The organism is Janthinobacterium sp. PC23-8 (genome assembly GCF_002250505.1).
Classification (GTDB): Bacteria; Pseudomonadota; Gammaproteobacteria; order Burkholderiales; family Burkholderiaceae_D; genus Janthinobacterium.
This window is the reverse complement of sequence record NZ_NJGY01000004.1, coordinates 109,747-125,880: the sequence shown is the minus strand read 5'-3', so window position 1 is coordinate 125,880 and position 16,134 is coordinate 109,747. Positions and strand designations below refer to the sequence as shown.

13 protein-coding genes are annotated in these 16,134 nt (G+C 61.6%); all 13 read left to right on the top strand.

The window, feature by feature from the left end:
- Window positions 1-11: 11 nt before the first annotated feature.
- The 13 genes from CD932_RS24140 to CD932_RS24080 all read left to right on the top strand — a co-directional run bounded on the left by CD932_RS24140 (window position 12) and on the right by CD932_RS24080 (window position 16,106).
- On the top strand, window positions 12-1,202 hold the full coding sequence (locus CD932_RS24140) for a thiolase family protein (protein ID WP_094445444.1): 1,191 nt from the start codon (window positions 12-14) through the stop codon (window positions 1,200-1,202).
- A gap of 9 nt (window positions 1,203-1,211) precedes the next feature.
- Window positions 1,212-1,979, top strand: a complete 768-nt coding sequence (locus CD932_RS24135; RefSeq protein ID WP_094445443.1) for an enoyl-CoA hydratase/isomerase family protein — start codon at window positions 1,212-1,214, stop codon at window positions 1,977-1,979.
- Window positions 1,980-1,981: 2 nt separating this feature from the next.
- Complete coding sequence (locus CD932_RS24130) at window positions 1,982-2,845, top strand: 3-hydroxyacyl-CoA dehydrogenase family protein (protein WP_176461124.1); 864 nt, start codon at window positions 1,982-1,984, stop codon at window positions 2,843-2,845.
- 31 nt (window positions 2,846-2,876) lie between these two features.
- A complete protein-coding gene (locus CD932_RS24125) occupies window positions 2,877-4,163 on the top strand; it encodes an acetyl-CoA hydrolase/transferase family protein (protein WP_094445442.1) in 1,287 nt (428 codons plus the stop codon).
- The gene (locus CD932_RS24120) at window positions 4,160-5,311 is read left to right on the top strand and encodes an acyl-CoA dehydrogenase family protein (RefSeq protein ID WP_094445441.1); all 1,152 of its coding nucleotides are present in this window, start codon (window positions 4,160-4,162) and stop codon (window positions 5,309-5,311) included. The genes CD932_RS24125 and CD932_RS24120 overlap by 4 nt, the downstream gene beginning before the upstream one ends.
- Before the next feature lie 19 nt (window positions 5,312-5,330).
- Window positions 5,331-6,374: an acyl-CoA dehydrogenase gene (locus tag CD932_RS24115; protein ID WP_094445440.1), complete on the top strand. Its 1,044-nt coding sequence runs from the start codon at window positions 5,331-5,333 to the stop codon at window positions 6,372-6,374.
- A gap of 15 nt (window positions 6,375-6,389) precedes the next feature.
- Window positions 6,390-7,181 (top strand): crotonase/enoyl-CoA hydratase family protein, encoded by a 792-nt coding sequence (locus CD932_RS24110; protein WP_094445439.1) that lies wholly within the window; start codon window positions 6,390-6,392, stop codon window positions 7,179-7,181.
- A 59-nt stretch (window positions 7,182-7,240) separates the two neighbouring features.
- Window positions 7,241-8,800: a long-chain fatty acid--CoA ligase gene (locus tag CD932_RS24105; RefSeq protein ID WP_094445438.1), complete on the top strand. Its 1,560-nt coding sequence runs from the start codon at window positions 7,241-7,243 to the stop codon at window positions 8,798-8,800.
- Window positions 8,801-9,081: 281 nt separating this feature from the next.
- Window positions 9,082-10,824: a DUF1302 domain-containing protein gene (locus CD932_RS24100; RefSeq protein WP_094445437.1), complete on the top strand. Its 1,743-nt coding sequence runs from the start codon at window positions 9,082-9,084 to the stop codon at window positions 10,822-10,824.
- Between the two features lie 19 nt (window positions 10,825-10,843).
- On the top strand, window positions 10,844-12,196 hold the full coding sequence (locus tag CD932_RS24095; RefSeq protein ID WP_094445436.1) for a DUF1329 domain-containing protein: 1,353 nt from the start codon (window positions 10,844-10,846) through the stop codon (window positions 12,194-12,196).
- A 165-nt stretch (window positions 12,197-12,361) separates the two neighbouring features.
- Window positions 12,362-13,909: a class I adenylate-forming enzyme family protein gene (locus CD932_RS24090; RefSeq protein WP_369679850.1), complete on the top strand. Its 1,548-nt coding sequence runs from the start codon at window positions 12,362-12,364 to the stop codon at window positions 13,907-13,909.
- 77 nt (window positions 13,910-13,986) lie between these two features.
- Window positions 13,987-14,760: an enoyl-CoA hydratase/isomerase family protein gene (locus CD932_RS24085; protein ID WP_094445435.1), complete on the top strand. Its 774-nt coding sequence runs from the start codon at window positions 13,987-13,989 to the stop codon at window positions 14,758-14,760.
- 179 nt (window positions 14,761-14,939) lie between these two features.
- Entirely contained in the window at window positions 14,940-16,106 is a 1,167-nt protein-coding gene (locus CD932_RS24080) for a YCF48-related protein (RefSeq protein WP_217907361.1), read from the top strand.
- The last annotated feature ends 28 nt before the right edge of the window (window positions 16,107-16,134 follow it).

Sequence of the window (16,134 nt, the reverse complement as noted above, 5' to 3'; positions counted from 1 at the left end):
GGAGAACAGAGATGAAAACGAAAATCGTGGCGGTCGGTGCCGCGCGCACGCCGATCGGCAGCTTTGGCGGCACATTGCGCGACGTGCCCGTGTACGACCTGGGCGCTGTCGCCATCGCGGGCGCCCTGGCGCGCTCAGGGGTTGACGGCGCCGCTGTCGACAAGGTCATTTATGCCAACTGCCGCCAGGCCGGCAACGGCCCCAATCCCGCCCGTACCGCCGCCATCCGGGGCGGGATGCCGATCGCGGCGCCCGTCATGACGGTCAATATGGCTTGTCCATCGGGCATGAAAACGGTGATGTTGGCGAGCCGCGAACTGCAGGCCGGCGACGCCCGGTTCGTGATGGCCGGCGGCATGGAATCGATGAGCACGATGCCTTATCTGCTCAAAGGGGCACGTTGGGAGGGCTTGCGTTCGGGCGACAAGACCTTGATGGATTCCTGGAGCGATACGATCGACCCGCTGTGCGGTTATGGCATGGGCATCACTGCCGAAAACCAGGCCGAGAAATATGGCATAGGCCGCGCCGCACAGGACGCCTTCGCGGCGCAGTCGCAAGCCAAGGCCCGCGTGGCCCAGGAGGCCGGCTGGTTTGACGGCGAGATCGTGCCGGTCCGGCTCGCGGCCAGCAAGACGTGTCCGGAAGGACGGCTGTTTTCCAAGGATGAGGGATGGCGCGCCGACTCGACCGTGGAGCGGCTCGCGCTGCTGCGTCCGGTCTTCAAGGCGGACGGCACGGTAACGGCCGGCAATGCCTGCACCATGGGTGATGCCGCCAGCGCCATTGTGCTTAGCACCGACGAACATGCCGCCGCACACGGACTCAAGCCGCTGTTTTCGATAGTCTCGTTTGCCGAAACGGCGGTGGCGCCGTCGCTGATGGGCGACGGCCCATCGGTCTCGATGGCGCTGGCCTTGCAACGGGCCGGCATGACGCTGGCCGACATGGATTTTATCGAGGTCAATGAAGCGTTTGCGGCGCAGGTGCTGGCCAATGAACAGGCGCTCGGCTGGGACCGGGAGCGGCTCAACGTCTGGGGCGGCGCGATCGCCCTGGGCCATCCGACCGGCTTTTCCGGGGCCCGGCTGCTCATGACGCTATCGAATATCTTGCGTCAGCGTGACAAGGAGTGGGGCATTGCCGCGATCTGCGGCGGCGGTGGCGTCACGACCGCGATGGTCATACGCCGCGAAGCATAAGGAGTTCCAATGAACAATGAAATCTTGATCGAGAAGCGCGATGACCGCATCGCGGTGATCACGCTGAACCGGCCGCAGGCGCTCAATTCCATCAACCAGGCGATGACGCGTGCCTTGCGGCTCGCTATCGCGGATCTGGAGGCCGATCCCGCCGTCGATGTGATGATCGTCACCGGCGCCGGCGAGCGCGCCTTCTGTACCGGCATCGATCTCAAGGAACGGCAGACGCTCTCGGATGCCGAAGCGGCCGTGTTTCGCGCCAATGAACTGTTTCCCATGTATCGGGAACTCGATGGCCGCAGCAAGCCGGCGATCGCGGCGGTATTTGGCCATACGCTTGCCGGCGGTTTCGAATTGGCGCTGTCGTGCGACCTGATCGTTGCAGCCGAGGACGTCCGCTTTGGCTTGCCTGAAGTGAAATGGGGGCTGATCCCGGCTGCGGGCGGCTGCCGCAAGTTGCCGGCGCTGATAGGCGCGGCGCGCGCCAAGGAATTGATACTCACCGCCTCAACCATCGATGGCAAGGAGGCGCTCGGCGCGGGCGTGATCAACCGCCTGGTGCCGGCCGGCACGCAGATGGCGGTGGCCATTGCCCTGGCGTCGCGCATCGCCGGCAATATGCAGCACGCCGTGCGCGGCGCCAAGCGCTGTATCGACGACGCCGTCAATGCCTGGGCCGCCACGCGATTTGACATGGAGGTGTCGAATTATTGCTATTCATCGCGCGCCGTGGAACGTTTCGGCGCTGCGCCGCGATCACAACAAAACGAGGAATAAAGATGTCCATCAAAAAAATCACCGTGATTGGCGCCGGCGCCATGGGCCGGCAGATTGCGCTGCAGTGTGCGCTGCGCGGCTTTTCCGTGGTGTTGCACGACAGCCGTCAGCAGGGGCTGGACGAGGCGTTCAAATTCTGCAATGAGTATCTGGATGGACGCATCGCCAAAGGCAAACTGATCCAGGAGGGCAAGGAGGCCGCCCTGGCCCGGTTGCGCGCCACAAGCGACCTGGCCGACGCCGCGCGCGATGCCGATCTTGTCATCGAGGCCATTGTCGAGCAGTTTGAACCGAAAGCGGAGTTGTTCCGGCGTCTCGATGGATTGTGTCCGAAACATACCCTCTTCGCTTCGAACAGTTCGAACATTCGCGCCTCGCGCCTGGCTGAAACATGTGGCCGTCCGGGGCGGATGCTCAATCTGCATTTCTTTAATCCGGCGCTGGTCATGGAACTGGTCGAGGTGGTGGTCCATCCGGCCGTGTCGGAACAGGTGATTGACGCGGCGATGGAATTTTGCCGGGCCATCGGCAAGGCGCCGGTCTTGATGCGCAAAGAGATTCCGGGCTTTATCGTGAACCGGATTTTCCGTGCGCTGACGCGCGAAGCGATCAGCCTCTATGAAGGCGGCTATGCGACGGCGGAAGATATTGACCTGGCGGTGGTGAAAGGGCTTGGCCATCCGATGGGTCCCTTGCGCCTGCTCGACGCGACCGGCATCGACGTGTCCTATCTTGCCCGGATGGACGAGTACCTCGAGACTGGCGTCGAGAGTGCCAAACCGAACCCGATACTCAAGCAAATGTACGAGCGCGGCACTTGGGGAAAGAAGTCTGGCAAGGGCTTCTACACCTACCCGCAGAAGTAATGCGCCCGGCCATTTCAAGGGGTTGATAAAAATGAAATATCTGCACGATGTTGCCGCTCATTTCGCCGATCTTGGTGCCGGCAAATCGATCGTGATCCATTCCGCCTGCGCGGAACCGAAGCGCCTGGCCAGCGAGTTGGCCGCCAGCGCGCCGTTCATGGACGGCGTGCTGGTGCATACCTTGATGCCGATGGGCGATTCCCCGTATGCGGCGCCAGCGCCGGCGCGGCACCTGCATCTCAACACCTTTTTTCCCGGCCGCGGACTGCGCGAGGCATTCAATGCCGGGCGCGTGACGGCGCAGCGCCATGCATTGTCGGCCATCCCGAATCTGTTTGCGCAGCGCCGCTGCGCGGTCGACCTGTTGCTGTTGCAGGTGTCGCCGCCCGACGCCGCCGGCTATGTGTCGCTCGGCGTCTCGGTCGACTATATGCACGCTGCGTTGCGGCGCCAGCCACGCGTTATCGCGGAGGTCAACCCCGCGATGCCGCACACCTGCGGCGATACGCGCGTGCATGTCGATGCCATCGACTGGTTCGTGGACGCGATCGAGGCGCCGCAAACCGTGCTCGCTGCGGCAGGGGACACGGTCGACGGTCGAATTGCCGAGCATGTCGCATCGTTGCTGCGCGACGGCGCCGTCTTGCAGATCGGCATAGGCGCCCTGCCGGACATGGTCTTGGCCAAGGTTGGCCATTTGCGGCATTTGGGCCTGCACAGCGGCATTGTGACGGCGGCGGTGCGGCCCCTGATCGAAAGCGGCGTGATCGACAATTCCAGCAAGCGCGAGCGGCAAGGCGTCAGCGTCGCCACGATGGCCGCTGGAACGCAGGATTTCTACGATTTTTTAAATTGCAATGCCGCAGTCGAGTTTCACCCGTGTTCGCTCACCCATGACCGGGCCGTCTTGGCTCGAATCGAGGGCTTTTGCGCCATCAACAGCGTGCTGCAGGTGGATTTGTCCGGGCGTGCCAATGCCGAGCAGGTGCAGGGCAGGAAAATTGCGCTGCCCGGCGGTCTGCCCGACTTCGCCGCCGGCGCCACCGAGGCCAAGCGGGGCCTCAGTATCCTCGCCCTGCGTTCGTCGTTCCGCAATGGCCAGCATAGCAATATCGTCGCCTCTCTGGGCGCCGGCACGCCCGTCACGGTCGGTGCGGAACACATCGACTATGTCGTCACCGAATACGGGATCGCACCGATACGCGGGACGCCGCCGAAAGCGCGTGCGCGCGGCCTGATCGCCATCGCCCATCCTGACTGCCGCGAAGCACTCGAACGCGAATTCGTTAACCATTTTTGTACGGAACTTGAGCCATGATCAGTGTACTGCCTTTGGCAACCATTCCCGCCGCCGACGAGGCCTTGCGTGCCCCGGTGCGGGCGTTTCTCGCCACCGCCATGAAAGACGTGGCGCCCGAGGTCAGGGCGCGTACCTGGCTGGGCTTCGATGCCGCTTTCAGCCGGCAGCTTGCCGATCGCGGTTGGCTCGGCATGACCTTGCCCACGCAATACGGCGGCCAGGCGCGCGGGCATTTTGCCCGCTTCGTGGTGGTCGAAGAACTGCTCGCTGCGGGCGCGCCGGTGTCGGCGCACTGGATCGCCGACAGGCAAAGCGGGCCTTTGATTGCGAAGTACGGCACGGAAACGCAAAAGCAGTTCTATCTCCCCAAGATCTGCAAGGCGGAAGCGTTTTTCTGCATCGGCATGAGCGAACCCAATGCCGGATCGGACCTGGCCAGCGTGGGCAGCCGCGCCGAACCAACCGCCGCTGGCTGGAAGCTCAACGGGCGCAAGATCTGGACCACCAATGCACCGCATTCGCATTATGTGATCGTGCTGGTGCGTACCTCGGGCTCGCCTGCCGACCGGCAAAAGGGTTTGTCCCAATTTATCGTCGATCTTGCCGCACCGGGTGTATCGGTGCGGCCGATACGCGACCTGGCCGGAGACGCCCATTTCTCTGAAATCTTCTTCGACGATGTGGAACTCGATGAACACGCCTTGATCGGGGCCGAAGGCGCTGGCTGGGAACAGGTGACGGCCGAACTGGCGTTCGAGCGCAGCGGTCCGGAACGCCTCTATTCCAGCATTGTCCTGCTCGACGAATGGTTGAACTATCTGCGCAAGGCGGCGCCACGCGACAGCGCCAATGTGCGGCTGATGGGCCGTTTCATCAGCCATTTGGCCGTCTTGCGTGAAATGTCGATTTCTGTCACCAGCAAGCTGGCCAATGGCGATAGCCCGGTGGTGGAAGCGGCGTTGGTGAAGGACCTTGGCACCGAATTCGAACAAAGCGTGCCGTCCCTGATTGCCGACGCGCTGGGGGCGCTGCCCGATGCCGGCGCCGATGCGCCATTGCTTGCGACCCTGGCCTATTTGACCCAAGTGGCACCGACGTTTTCTTTGCGGGGTGGAACCCGCGAGATTTTGCGCGGCATGATAGCCCGCGGACTCGGCCTCCGATAATCGACCAGGAAAAAATAGTATGGATGCGTTATTAACTGAATCATTTGATCAATTTCTTTCAGGTCATTGCACTGCACATCAGGTTCGCGCCATCGAGGCCGGTGAATCGGCTGACAGGCTGTGGCAGGAAATGCTGGAATCGGGATTTGTCGACGCCCTGGTCGTGGTCGAGCAGGACGGCGCCGGCCTGTGCATGGCCGACGTTGCGCCCCTCGTCCTGTGCTGCGGGCGCCATGCCATGCCGCTGCCGTTGGCCCAGACGATGGTGGTGCGCGCGGCGCTCGGTGCCGCCGGCATCGCGTCTCCAAGCGGCTCGATCAGCATTGCGTCGCAAGTGTCATGGACGGACACGGACAGCGCGCGCACGGTGACGGCATCGAACGTGCCGTATGGCGCTGTCGCCGACTGGGTTCTGCTCAACATCGCCGGCGACGATTGGTTGATGCCGCTCGCTGCGGCCGAGCGGATACCGGCGGGGGGACACGGCAGTCTGATGGCCAGTGCGGTGTGGCACACCTTGCCGGAGCAGGCTATCGAGTTGTCCCGCCACGGGCAAGTGATGGCTTGCGATTGGCAGGCGATCGGTGGCGCGCTGATGGCGGCGCAGATGGCCGGCGCCATGGAAAAACTCACCGAGATGACGATCGCGTATGCCAATGAGCGCTCGCAATTTGGCAAGCCGATCAGCAAGCTCCAGATCATTCAGCAGCAAATCAGCGTGATGGCGGAACAGACGTTTGCCGCGCGCAGTGCCGCCTTGCTCGGCCTGGCGAGCGGCGATACGCACGTCGATCCGCTGCGCGCCGCCGTGGCCAAGGCGCGCACCAGCGAGGCCGCAGTCATCGTCGCCGCCTTGAGCCATTCGGTGCATGGTGCCATCGGCGTGACAGAAGAATATGACTTGCAGCTCTACACGCGGCGGCTGCATGAATGGCGCATGCAATACGGCAGCGAGTCGTTCTGGAACGCCAAGCTGGGCCAGTGCGTGCTGGAGGCGCAGGACACGGCGCTGCAGTTTATTCAAAAAAATCTCGCGCATCGGCACGCGACGACCCCTATCTGATAATTGGAGTGTTGTATGGAAAAATTCTTGAAATGCGAGCGTGACGGGGCTGTCATGACGCTCACGATGAACCAGCCGGAGAACCGCAATCCGCTGACCGGCAATACCGCGATTGCGGAGTTCCTGGCTGCATGCCAGCAGATCGAGGCCGATCCGACCATCAAGGTGGTCATCATCACGGGCGCCGGCGCCGCGTTCTGTTCTGGAGGCAACGTCAAGGACATGCAACGCTATTCGCGTGATGCGATAGCGCCCATGCCGATTCGCGACGAATACCGCCATGGCATTCAGCGCTTGCCGCTGGCCCTGTATAACCTGGAAGTGCCGACCATCGCCGCGGTCAATGGCGCGGCAATCGGCGCCGGTTGCGACCTCGCCTGCATGTGCGACATTCGGATCGCCTCCGAGAGCGCGAAGTTTGCCGAGAGCTTCATCAAGGTCGGCATTGTGCCGGGCGATGGCGGCGCCTGGTTGTTGCCGCGCATTGTAGGCGCCTCAAAGGCGGCCGAGATGTCATTTACGGGCGACGCCGTCGACGCCCAGGCGGCGCTGGCATGCGGCCTGGTGAGCCAAGTCGTGCCAGAGGACCAATTGATGGCCGCAGCGCGGGCGCTGGCCGCCCGCATCGCGGCCAACCCGGGGCCGACGCTGCGCCTGACGAAACGCCTGCTGCGAGAGGGCCAGCATGTGCGGCTCGACACGCTGCTGGAGTTGTCGGCGGCGTTTCAGGCAATGGCCCACAAAACGTCGCAGCATGAAGAGGCCGTCGCCGCCTTCATCGAAAAGCGCCCGCCCCGGTTCGAGTAGCGGCCCATATTCATGCACTTATCGACGTCAACGAGTGGTCAACTGAGGAAACTGCGATTATGGCTGGCAGCCTGACGATACACCTGCATCGCGCGATGCGGCATGCACCGCGGTGTACCGCGACGATATTCAATGAGCGCCGCGTGAGCTATGCGGAACTGGGCCAGCGGGTGGCGCGGCTGGCAGGCGGATTGAAGCTTCTCGGCGTGGACAGGGATGATCGGGTGGCGCTGTTGTCGCTCAACTGCGACCGCTACCTCGAATCCCAGCTGGCCGTGTTCTGGGCCGGCGCCGCAGTCAACCCGGTCAATACGCGCTGGAGTGAAAAGGAAATTCTATTTTCACTCGATGACTGCGCGGCCACGATACTGCTGGTCGACGAAGCGTTTTGCGCCATGGGGATACGGCTGCGCGCCAGCGCATCAACGTTACGCCACGTCATCTATATGGGCGATGGCGCGACGCCGTCGGGCATGCATGCGTATGAGGACCTGGTGCGCGATTCGGCGCCGATCGAGGATGCATTTCGCTGCGACGATGACCTGGCCGGCATTTTTTATACGGGTGGTACGACCGGCTTTCCAAAAGGAGTGATGCTCAGCCACGGCAGTATTGGTGCAGCGGTGATCAACCGCATCGCGGCGGACCAGGGGCCTGGCGCCATTTCGCTCCATGCCGCGCCGCTGTTTCATCTGGCCGGTGCGCTCGGCATGTGGTCACAGCTGGCGAAGGGCGGCACCCACGTATTTCTGCCTTCGTTTGAGCCGCGCGCGGCGATGGCGCTGATCGAGCGCGAACAGGTGACCGACACGCTGATCGTGCCGACGATGATCCAGATGATCCTGGACCATCCACAGCGGGCCGACTTCAATCTGGCAAGTTTCAAACATGTGGTGTATGGCGGAGCGCCCATCTCGCCGGCGCTGCAGGATCGATTGATGGAGGCGTTGCCCGATCTGCGCCTGATGCAAGGATTTGGCATGACCGAGCTCAGTGGGTGCGTCACGTTTCTGCCGGCCCGATACCACGGCAGGCAAGCGTGCCACCCCGACAGACTCGGTTCGGCGGGGTATGCCGCAGTGATGTCGGAAGTGGCGGTGGTCGATGCCGCTGGCGAAGAATTGCCGAGAGGCCAGGTCGGAGAGATTGTGGCGCGCGGTGCAACGGCAATGCTCGGTTATTGGAATCGGCCCGCCGATATGGCGGCGACAGTGCGCAAGGGGTGGATACACACCGGGGATCTGGCGTATATGGATGACGAAGGATTCATCTACATTGTCGATCGGGTCAAGGACATGATCGTGTCCGGTGGCGAGAACGTGTATTCGGCTGAAGTCGAAAAGGCAATTGCGAGTCATCCGTACGTGGCACAGTGCGCCGTGATCGGGATACCCGATGAACGCTGGGGGGAGAGCGTGCATGCCGTGGTGGTGTTGCATCAACACGTACAGCTGGTGGCGGCGGAACTGATTGATCATTGCAAGACCTTGATCGCTGGCTACAAGTGTCCCCGCAGCGTGGATTTCGCATGCGAATTGCCGATGTCGGCAGCCGGCAAACTGCAAAAGCATCTTTTGCGGGAACAGTTCTGGAAGCAACACGTGCGCAAGGTCAATTAATCCGGCCCGATTGCATGACGCGTGCTGCTGTCATCGTACCAACGGGCGATGCCGCTTGACGACAGGATGGCGCGGCGAAAAAAGCAAGGAATTAATTTGTACTAAAGATAGTCTGTCGAGTCGGTTTGTCTGCTATTCTTCACATAGACCGACGCGACGGTCTATTGCTGGGAGGCGCCGTGCGGCGACTGTCGGTCGATGGTCAGCGCAATGCGCCAGCGGGAGGGCAGATGCCATTCAAATGGCACTGAAAATGAAAATTAATAAAAACTGGAGGAGACATGTCAAATAATTCTTTGGGCTGCAATACGTCCGGCGCCCTGGATATGCGCCGTTTGCTGCTGGCATTGGCGGCGGGAGCGGGGATCGGTGGGGCGGCGCAGGCCGTGGAAATCCCGTCCGACAATCCTGATATCTCGATGCGGTGGGATAACACGGTGCGCTACAACCTCGGTGTGCGTGCCGACCAGCGCACCGCAATTGGCAACAATCCCAATTTCGATGAGAGTGAGTACAAATTCAATCGCGGTGACATCGTTACCAATCGTGTTGATCTTCTGAGTGAATTTGATTTCACATGGCGCCAGCGGTATGGCTTTCGGGTCAGCGCGGCAGGGTGGTATGACAATGCATATTCGAACACCAGTTCGAAGCGCAATCCGGATTTGCCCGCGAGCATTGCGGGCAGCTATATTGGCGACCAATACAGCAACTATACGAAGCGCTATTACCGCGGTCCTTCGGGCGAATGGCTCGACGCCTTCATTTTCGGCACCTTTGACATCGGCGGCAGTCCGCTGGCGCTCAAGCTGGGGCGTCACACCGTCTACTGGGGCGAGTCACTGTTCTCGGCAGTGCACGGCATTAACTATTCCCAGGCGCCACTCGATTTGGCTAAAGGATTCGCCACCCCCGGCGTTGAGGCCAAGGAGCTGTTTCGCCCCTTGAACCAGCTCTCTGCCCAGCTGGTCGCATCGAACGAGTTGACACTTGGCGCCCAGTATTTCTTTGATTGGGGCGCAACGCGCATGCCCGAGGGCGGCACCTATCTGGGGCCGGCCGACTTTTTCCTGTACGGTAGCGACCGCGCCAGCGCGACCCTGATTAACACCCACGCCAGGGAACCGAAGAAGGCGGGCGACTGGGGGGTGAATGCGCGCTGGTCGCCGGCCTGGCTCGATGGTACGGCAGGCCTCTACTATCGCAGGGTGACGGACAAGATCCCGGGGATGCTGGTGACCGGCGGCACCCGCTATGGTGATTACTTCGGGGAGGGGATCAACCTGTATGGCCTGAGCCTGGCCAAGCAAATTGGCGATCTCAGCGTCGGCATGGAAGCTTCTTACCGCACCAATATGCCGCTGGTCGCGCAGACGCTGGGCTTTGCCGGCGGCGCGCCCGCCTTGACTCCATTGCTGTTCCCGCATGGGGAGCCGAGCTTGATCGGCAATACCTACCAAGCCCGCGGCAACACCTTTCATGCATTGATCAACGCCGTCGGTGTCATCGGCAATACGCCGTTGTTCGACGCTGCCAGCTGGGCCGCTGAGGTCACCTATGTGCGCCTCAACAAGCTCACGGCCAACCAGGATATGTATTTTGGCCTGGGCTACGGTGTGTGCAATGCGGACCGCAAGGCGGCGCTTGGCACCCGCTTCAAGGACAAGTCGGATGGCTGCGCCAATCGCGACTCGACCGGGCTGGCGATCAATTTCACACCAAGCTGGCTGCAAGTGTTCCCGGGCGTCGATGTCTTCGCGCCCTTGTCCTATTCGCGTACCTTGCGTGGCAACGCTCCGGTGCAATTGGGGGGCAACGAGGACAATGGCAGCTACAGCGTCGGTCTGGCATTCGATATTGACGCGAAGTATCGCATCGATATCAAGTATGTCGATTATTTTGGCCATGTCACGGAAGGTCCGGGCGTGGTGCCGGGAACGACTCAGGTGACGTCGGTCAACGGCCTCAGTACGCTGTTAAAGGACCGGGGTTTCATCGCCATGACCGTCAAGACCACCTTCTGATTTGAGAGGAAGCACAGATATGAACCACAATAAATTTGCAATCGGCGCGATGGCGCTCGCCCTTGGCTGGGCCGGCACGCTGCACGCCGCCGTCACGAATGAAGAGGCGGCAAAACTGGGGACCACGCTGACGGCGACAGGCGCCGAAAAGGCCGGCAACAAGGAAGGCACGATACCCGAATACACGGGTGGCTTGACGAAGGCGCCGGCCGCCTACAAGAAGGGCGATGGTATCCGGCCCGATCCGTTTGCCGATGAAAAGCCGTTGTTTACGGTTGATGCGAAAAATGCCGGTCAATATGCGGACAAGCTGACCGAAGGCGCCAAGGCCTTGCTGAAAAAATATCCGTCGTACCGGATGGATGTGTACCCGGCCCATCGCACGGTCGCCTTTCCGAAATATGTGCAGGACAATACGCGCAAGTGCGCGCTCGCCGCCAAGACCACGCATGGCGGGCGCTCGCTGGAGGGATGCCACGCAGGCGTTCCGTTTCCGATTCCCAAGACCGGCTTCGAGGTCATGTGGAATCACACCACGCGCTTCAATTCCGTGAACAATACAGAGGAATACAAGGGCGCTTACGTTGACGCCGCCGGGAAATACATTCTGTCGACACAAGGCATAGCGAACAATAATTACCCTTACTGGGATCCCCAAAAGGCGGGGTCCGATGTGTTTTACCGGGCCAAGGCGAGCTACACGGGGCCGGCGCGCCGTTCGGGCGAGATCATGATGCTGAACGATCCGCTGAACTACGGTGAGGCCGGGCGGCGCGCGTGGATTTATTTGCCTGGCCAGCGCCGCGTTCGTCTGGCGCCCAGCCTGGCATTCGATACGCCCAATGCATCGACCGGTGGCGCATCCACGTACGACGATATCTATATTTTCCTGGGATCAATGGAGCGCTTCGACTTCAAGTTGGTGGGAAAGAAAGAGATGCTGGTGCCCTATAACGACTACAAGATGGCGTATGGCTCGAAGGCGGTGGACCTGTTCAAGCCCAATCATTTAAATCCCGATTATGTGCGCTGGGAATTGCATCGCGTGTGGGTGGTGGAGGCGACATTGGCGGAAGGCAAACGCCACCTCTATAGCAAACGCATCTTCTATGTTGACGAGGATTCATGGGCGGCCTTGGCCAGCGATCAATACGATGGGCAGGGGAAACTGTATCGCGCCGGCTTTGCCTACATGACGCCCAGCTATGAAGTGCCGGCGCCGACGGCGGATCTGCACGGACATTACGATCTGATTTCTGGCGTGTACACCCTCAATATGTACACCGCCGAGACGGGGGGCTTCCGTTTCAACGATGGCTTGCCGGAAAGTGCATGGTCGGCTGACGGACTGGCCGGTGGCGGGGTGCGCTGATTCGCCATTTGCCGCTCGGCCGTGATGGCCGGGCGGCGTATGATAGACCAGCATGCAGGCTCGACGCGTCTCTCGGCAGCGAGGACGTGTTGGCCGTGGCGCGGGCGGGGTCGTTCACGGAAGAACTGGTCGGCGATGCGACCGATGATGGGATGGGGAGGCGTGATGGACTTGTATTTGACTCAAAGTTTGCACCGGGCATTGCGGGCTGCCCCGGAAAGGATTGCAACAATTTTTCAGGGAAGACGACACACCTACCGGACCTTTATTGATCGTGTGGCGCGCCTGGCTGGCGCCATCCTGGCGACGGGGATCGCGCCGGGCGATCGCGTGGCGATACTGGCGATGAATTCGGACCGCTATCTGGAAGTCGTGATGGCATCGTTCTGGGGCGGTGCGGCGGTCATGCCCATCAATACCCGTTGGAGCGATGCCGAAATTTCCCATGCGCTAGCCGACTGCGCACCATCGATCCTGGTGGTTGACGAACATTTTGTGGCGCGGCTGCCCGCGATCCTGGCGCAAGCGGCTTCCGTTCGACACGTCTTGTATGCCGGTGAAGGCAATGCTCCAGCCGAAGCGCGTTCCATCGAGCAGCTCATCAAGGAGTGCGCGCCGGTCAAGGACGCGCTGCGCAGCGGAGCGCAGCTGGCGATGGTGCTCTACACCGGCGGCACCACGGGATTGCCGAAGGGGGTCATGCTGAGCCACGCCAATCTCTGTGCGGCCGCACTGGGCATGGCGGCGGCGGGCTGTTCGACCGCCGATATCTTCTTGCACGCGGCGCCGATGTTCCATATGGCGGATCTGCAGCTCGCATTCTGCCATTTCCTGCATGCGGGTACCCATGCCTTCATTCCCGGATTCAGTCCGGGCGGGGTCGCCGATGCGATTGAGCGCGACCGGGTCACGGACGTCGTGCTGGTGCCGACCATGCTGCGGCTATTGCTTGATCAACCGGGTCTCGCACAACGTGATCTGTCGAGCCTGCGAACGATATTTTACGGTGCGGCGCCGATCACCGACGCCTTGCTCGAACAGGCCATGGCGGCGCTGCCGACGACTGATTTCGTGCAGGGTTATGGCATGACTGAAACAGCGTTGACGGTGATGCTGCCGGCGCGCTATCACAAGCCGGGGCCGCATGGGCGCGCGGTGCGCAAGGCTGCCGGACTGGTCACCCCGGCCGCCGAGCTCAAAGTGGTGGACCAGGATGGGATGGAGTGCGCATGGGGGCAGCCGGGCGAGCTGGTGGTGCGTGGCCCGTCCGTCATGTCGGGTTACTGGAATCGGCCTGACGAGACCAATATGGCCGTGGTCGATGGCTGGATGCATACCGGCGATTTTGGCTATATGGAAGAAAACGGCTTCGTCTATGTGGTTGATCGTATCAAGGATATGATCATCACGGGCGGCGAGAATGTGTATTCCTGCGAGGTGGAAAATTGTCTTGTCACCCATCCAGGCGTCGCACAGTGCGCCGTGATCGGCATCGCCGACGACAAGTGGGGTGAGGCGGTGCACGCGGTGGTGGTGCTGAAGGCGGGAGCGCTGGTCAGCGCCGGCGAGCTGCAGATGCATTGCAGGGCGCAGATTGCCGCTTACAAGTGCCCCCGCAGTGTCGAATTCAGGTCCGCGTTACCGGTTTCATCCACGGGTAAATTGCTCAAGGCGCAATTGCGGGCGGCGTACCAGGGAAGTGCTCGGAAGTAAAGAAATCGCCGCGCCGCACACGCCATGCCGGCCGTCGGCGCGGGCGCTTAATTTGTAATCGAAAAGGAACCAGTCCCATGACAGAAAAAAATGCGGTAGCACGCCTGCAACGCGATGGCGTGAGCGAGATTGTCCTGAACCTGCCGACGAGCATGAATTGTTTTCAAGCCCAGTACGTCGATCTGGTTGCGGCGCAGCTGGAGGCGGCGATGCGCGATGGCGCGCGCTGTATCGTCATTCGCGGCGCCGCCAGCGTCTTCTCGGCCGGATGGGATCTCGCCTCGGTCAGCGTGGCCGATGACAATCCTTTCGAGGTCATCACCAATGTCGTGGCGCCATTTTGCCAGCTGTTGCGCGAATTGCCTGTTCCGACCATCTCGGCCGTCGCCGGTCCGGCGCTCGGTTTCGGTCTCGGGCTGGCGTTGTCGTGCGACATATGCATTGCCGATGACGACGCCAGTTTCGGCAGTCCATTCCGTCATATCGGCCTGGTGCCCGACACCGGGGCGCATTATTACTTTCTGGAGCGGCTAGGTCTGAACAAGGCGCTCGAATTGATCTACACCGGAAAAATTCTCAAAGGCTCGGAAGCGGCGGCAATTGGCTTGATCAATCAAGCGGTGCCAACCGGATCGGTGGTGGCCGAAGCGCTGAAACTGGCCCATGGCATCGCCAGCGGCCCGACGGCGGCATTTCGCTTGTCCAAGCAGGTGCTGCAGGCCGGCGGCAGCTTCCACGCCATGATGCGTGCCGAAGCCGATGCGCAGACACAGGCGTTTGCGACGGCCGATGCCGCCGAAGGCATTCGGGCGTTCCTGAAAAAACAAAAACCGGCATTTACCGGTCGTTAGGCGGTATCGGAAGTGCCACTATCCGGTTTATTAAATAGACCGACGCGACGGAATATAAGTTAATATAATAAACAAGCAGCCCGGTTTTTCCCCCGATCATCATTGTGACCGGAAGTGGACGATACACGGGACTGCACAGGCGGCGACAGCGCGTGGCCGCCTGATAAAAGGAGATAGTTATGCGAATGATAAATCTGTGTTGGCAGCTGCGGCACGGCGGCCGCGCCGCCGGCTCGCTGGCCCGGTGGCGAACGGGTCTGCGTTTGTTGCTTGCGGCGCTGCGGCGATCTTGCGCGGTGTGGATCGCAGGCGGCGTTATGTTGTGCGTTGCAGGTCCGTGCGCGGCGTTCGAAGACCGGCTCGATGTCCCCGCCGCCGCCAGCGCGCTCGCCCCTAAAAAACAGTTGAACGCCATCGTCCTGGCGGGGACGCGCCTGGTCGCTGTCGGACAGCGTGGCCATATTCTGCTGTCCGATGACGGCGGCGTGCATTGGCTGCAGGCCAAGGTGCCAGTCAGTGTCGATCTGACTGCGGTGTGTTTTCCGACACCCACCCAGGGTTGGGCGGTGGGCCACGACGGCGTGATCCTGGTGAGCAAGGACAGTGGGGCGACGTGGACCAGGCAATTCGACGCGCGCATGGCGATGGCCAGCGTGACGGCCTACTACGCAGCTGCGTCACAGGCGCAATTGGGCGTCGATGCCCAGGCCTGGCAACGGCAGCGCGCCGATGCCGAGCATTTTGTCAGTGACGGCGCCGACAAATCGTTTCTCGATGTCTGGTTCGATGACGCGCAGACCGGGTATGCGGTGGGCTTGTTCAATCAGATCTTCCATACCAGCGATGGCGGCCTGCACTGGAGCCCGTGGATGCACAGTACGGACAATCCGCAGGCACTCAATTTTTATGCGGTGCGCCGGATTGGCGGTCAATTGTTTCTCGGCGGAGAACAAGGCATGGTGCTGCGTTTCGATCCGGCGGCGCGGCGCTTTCGTCGTCTTGCTGTTGACTACAAAGGGACACTCTTCGGCCTTGCCGGAACCGGCAAGGTGTTGCTGGCATTTGGGCTGCGCGGGACCTTGTTAAGGAGTCAGGATGGCGGCGAACGCTGGGAGGCGGTGCCGAGCAATGTCGTCGGCGCCCTGGTCGGCGCCACCGCGACTGCCGACGGACGCATTGTGGTCGTCAGTCAACGGGGCGAGATGCTGGTGTCGTCCGATGGCCGCCAGTTTGAGCGCCTGGTGACGCCCGCCAGTCTGCCGACCAGCGCACTGGTCGCCACCGGCGCCAACGAACTGGTGGTGGTCGGCGCCGGCGGCGTACGCACCGAACGCCTGAAGCGCTGAGCAAACTGTGCGCACTGTTAGCAATTTA

Coding starts and splice junctions, on each gene's coding strand:
- CD932_RS24140 (WP_094445444.1), top strand. CDS start 12: ATGAAAACGAAAATCGTGGCGGTCGGTGCCGCGCGCACGCCGATCGGC.
- CD932_RS24135 (WP_094445443.1), top strand. CDS start 1,212: ATGAACAATGAAATCTTGATCGAGAAGCGCGATGACCGCATCGCGGTG.
- CD932_RS24130 (WP_176461124.1), top strand. CDS start 1,982: ATGTCCATCAAAAAAATCACCGTGATTGGCGCCGGCGCCATGGGCCGG.
- CD932_RS24125 (WP_094445442.1), top strand. CDS start 2,877: ATGAAATATCTGCACGATGTTGCCGCTCATTTCGCCGATCTTGGTGCC.
- CD932_RS24120 (WP_094445441.1), top strand. CDS start 4,160: ATGATCAGTGTACTGCCTTTGGCAACCATTCCCGCCGCCGACGAGGCC.
- CD932_RS24115 (WP_094445440.1), top strand. CDS start 5,331: ATGGATGCGTTATTAACTGAATCATTTGATCAATTTCTTTCAGGTCAT.
- CD932_RS24110 (WP_094445439.1), top strand. CDS start 6,390: ATGGAAAAATTCTTGAAATGCGAGCGTGACGGGGCTGTCATGACGCTC.
- CD932_RS24105 (WP_094445438.1), top strand. CDS start 7,241: ATGGCTGGCAGCCTGACGATACACCTGCATCGCGCGATGCGGCATGCA.
- CD932_RS24100 (WP_094445437.1), top strand. CDS start 9,082: ATGTCAAATAATTCTTTGGGCTGCAATACGTCCGGCGCCCTGGATATG.
- CD932_RS24095 (WP_094445436.1), top strand. CDS start 10,844: ATGAACCACAATAAATTTGCAATCGGCGCGATGGCGCTCGCCCTTGGC.
- CD932_RS24090 (WP_369679850.1), top strand. CDS start 12,362: ATGGACTTGTATTTGACTCAAAGTTTGCACCGGGCATTGCGGGCTGCC.
- CD932_RS24085 (WP_094445435.1), top strand. CDS start 13,987: ATGACAGAAAAAAATGCGGTAGCACGCCTGCAACGCGATGGCGTGAGC.
- CD932_RS24080 (WP_217907361.1), top strand. CDS start 14,940: ATGCGAATGATAAATCTGTGTTGGCAGCTGCGGCACGGCGGCCGCGCC.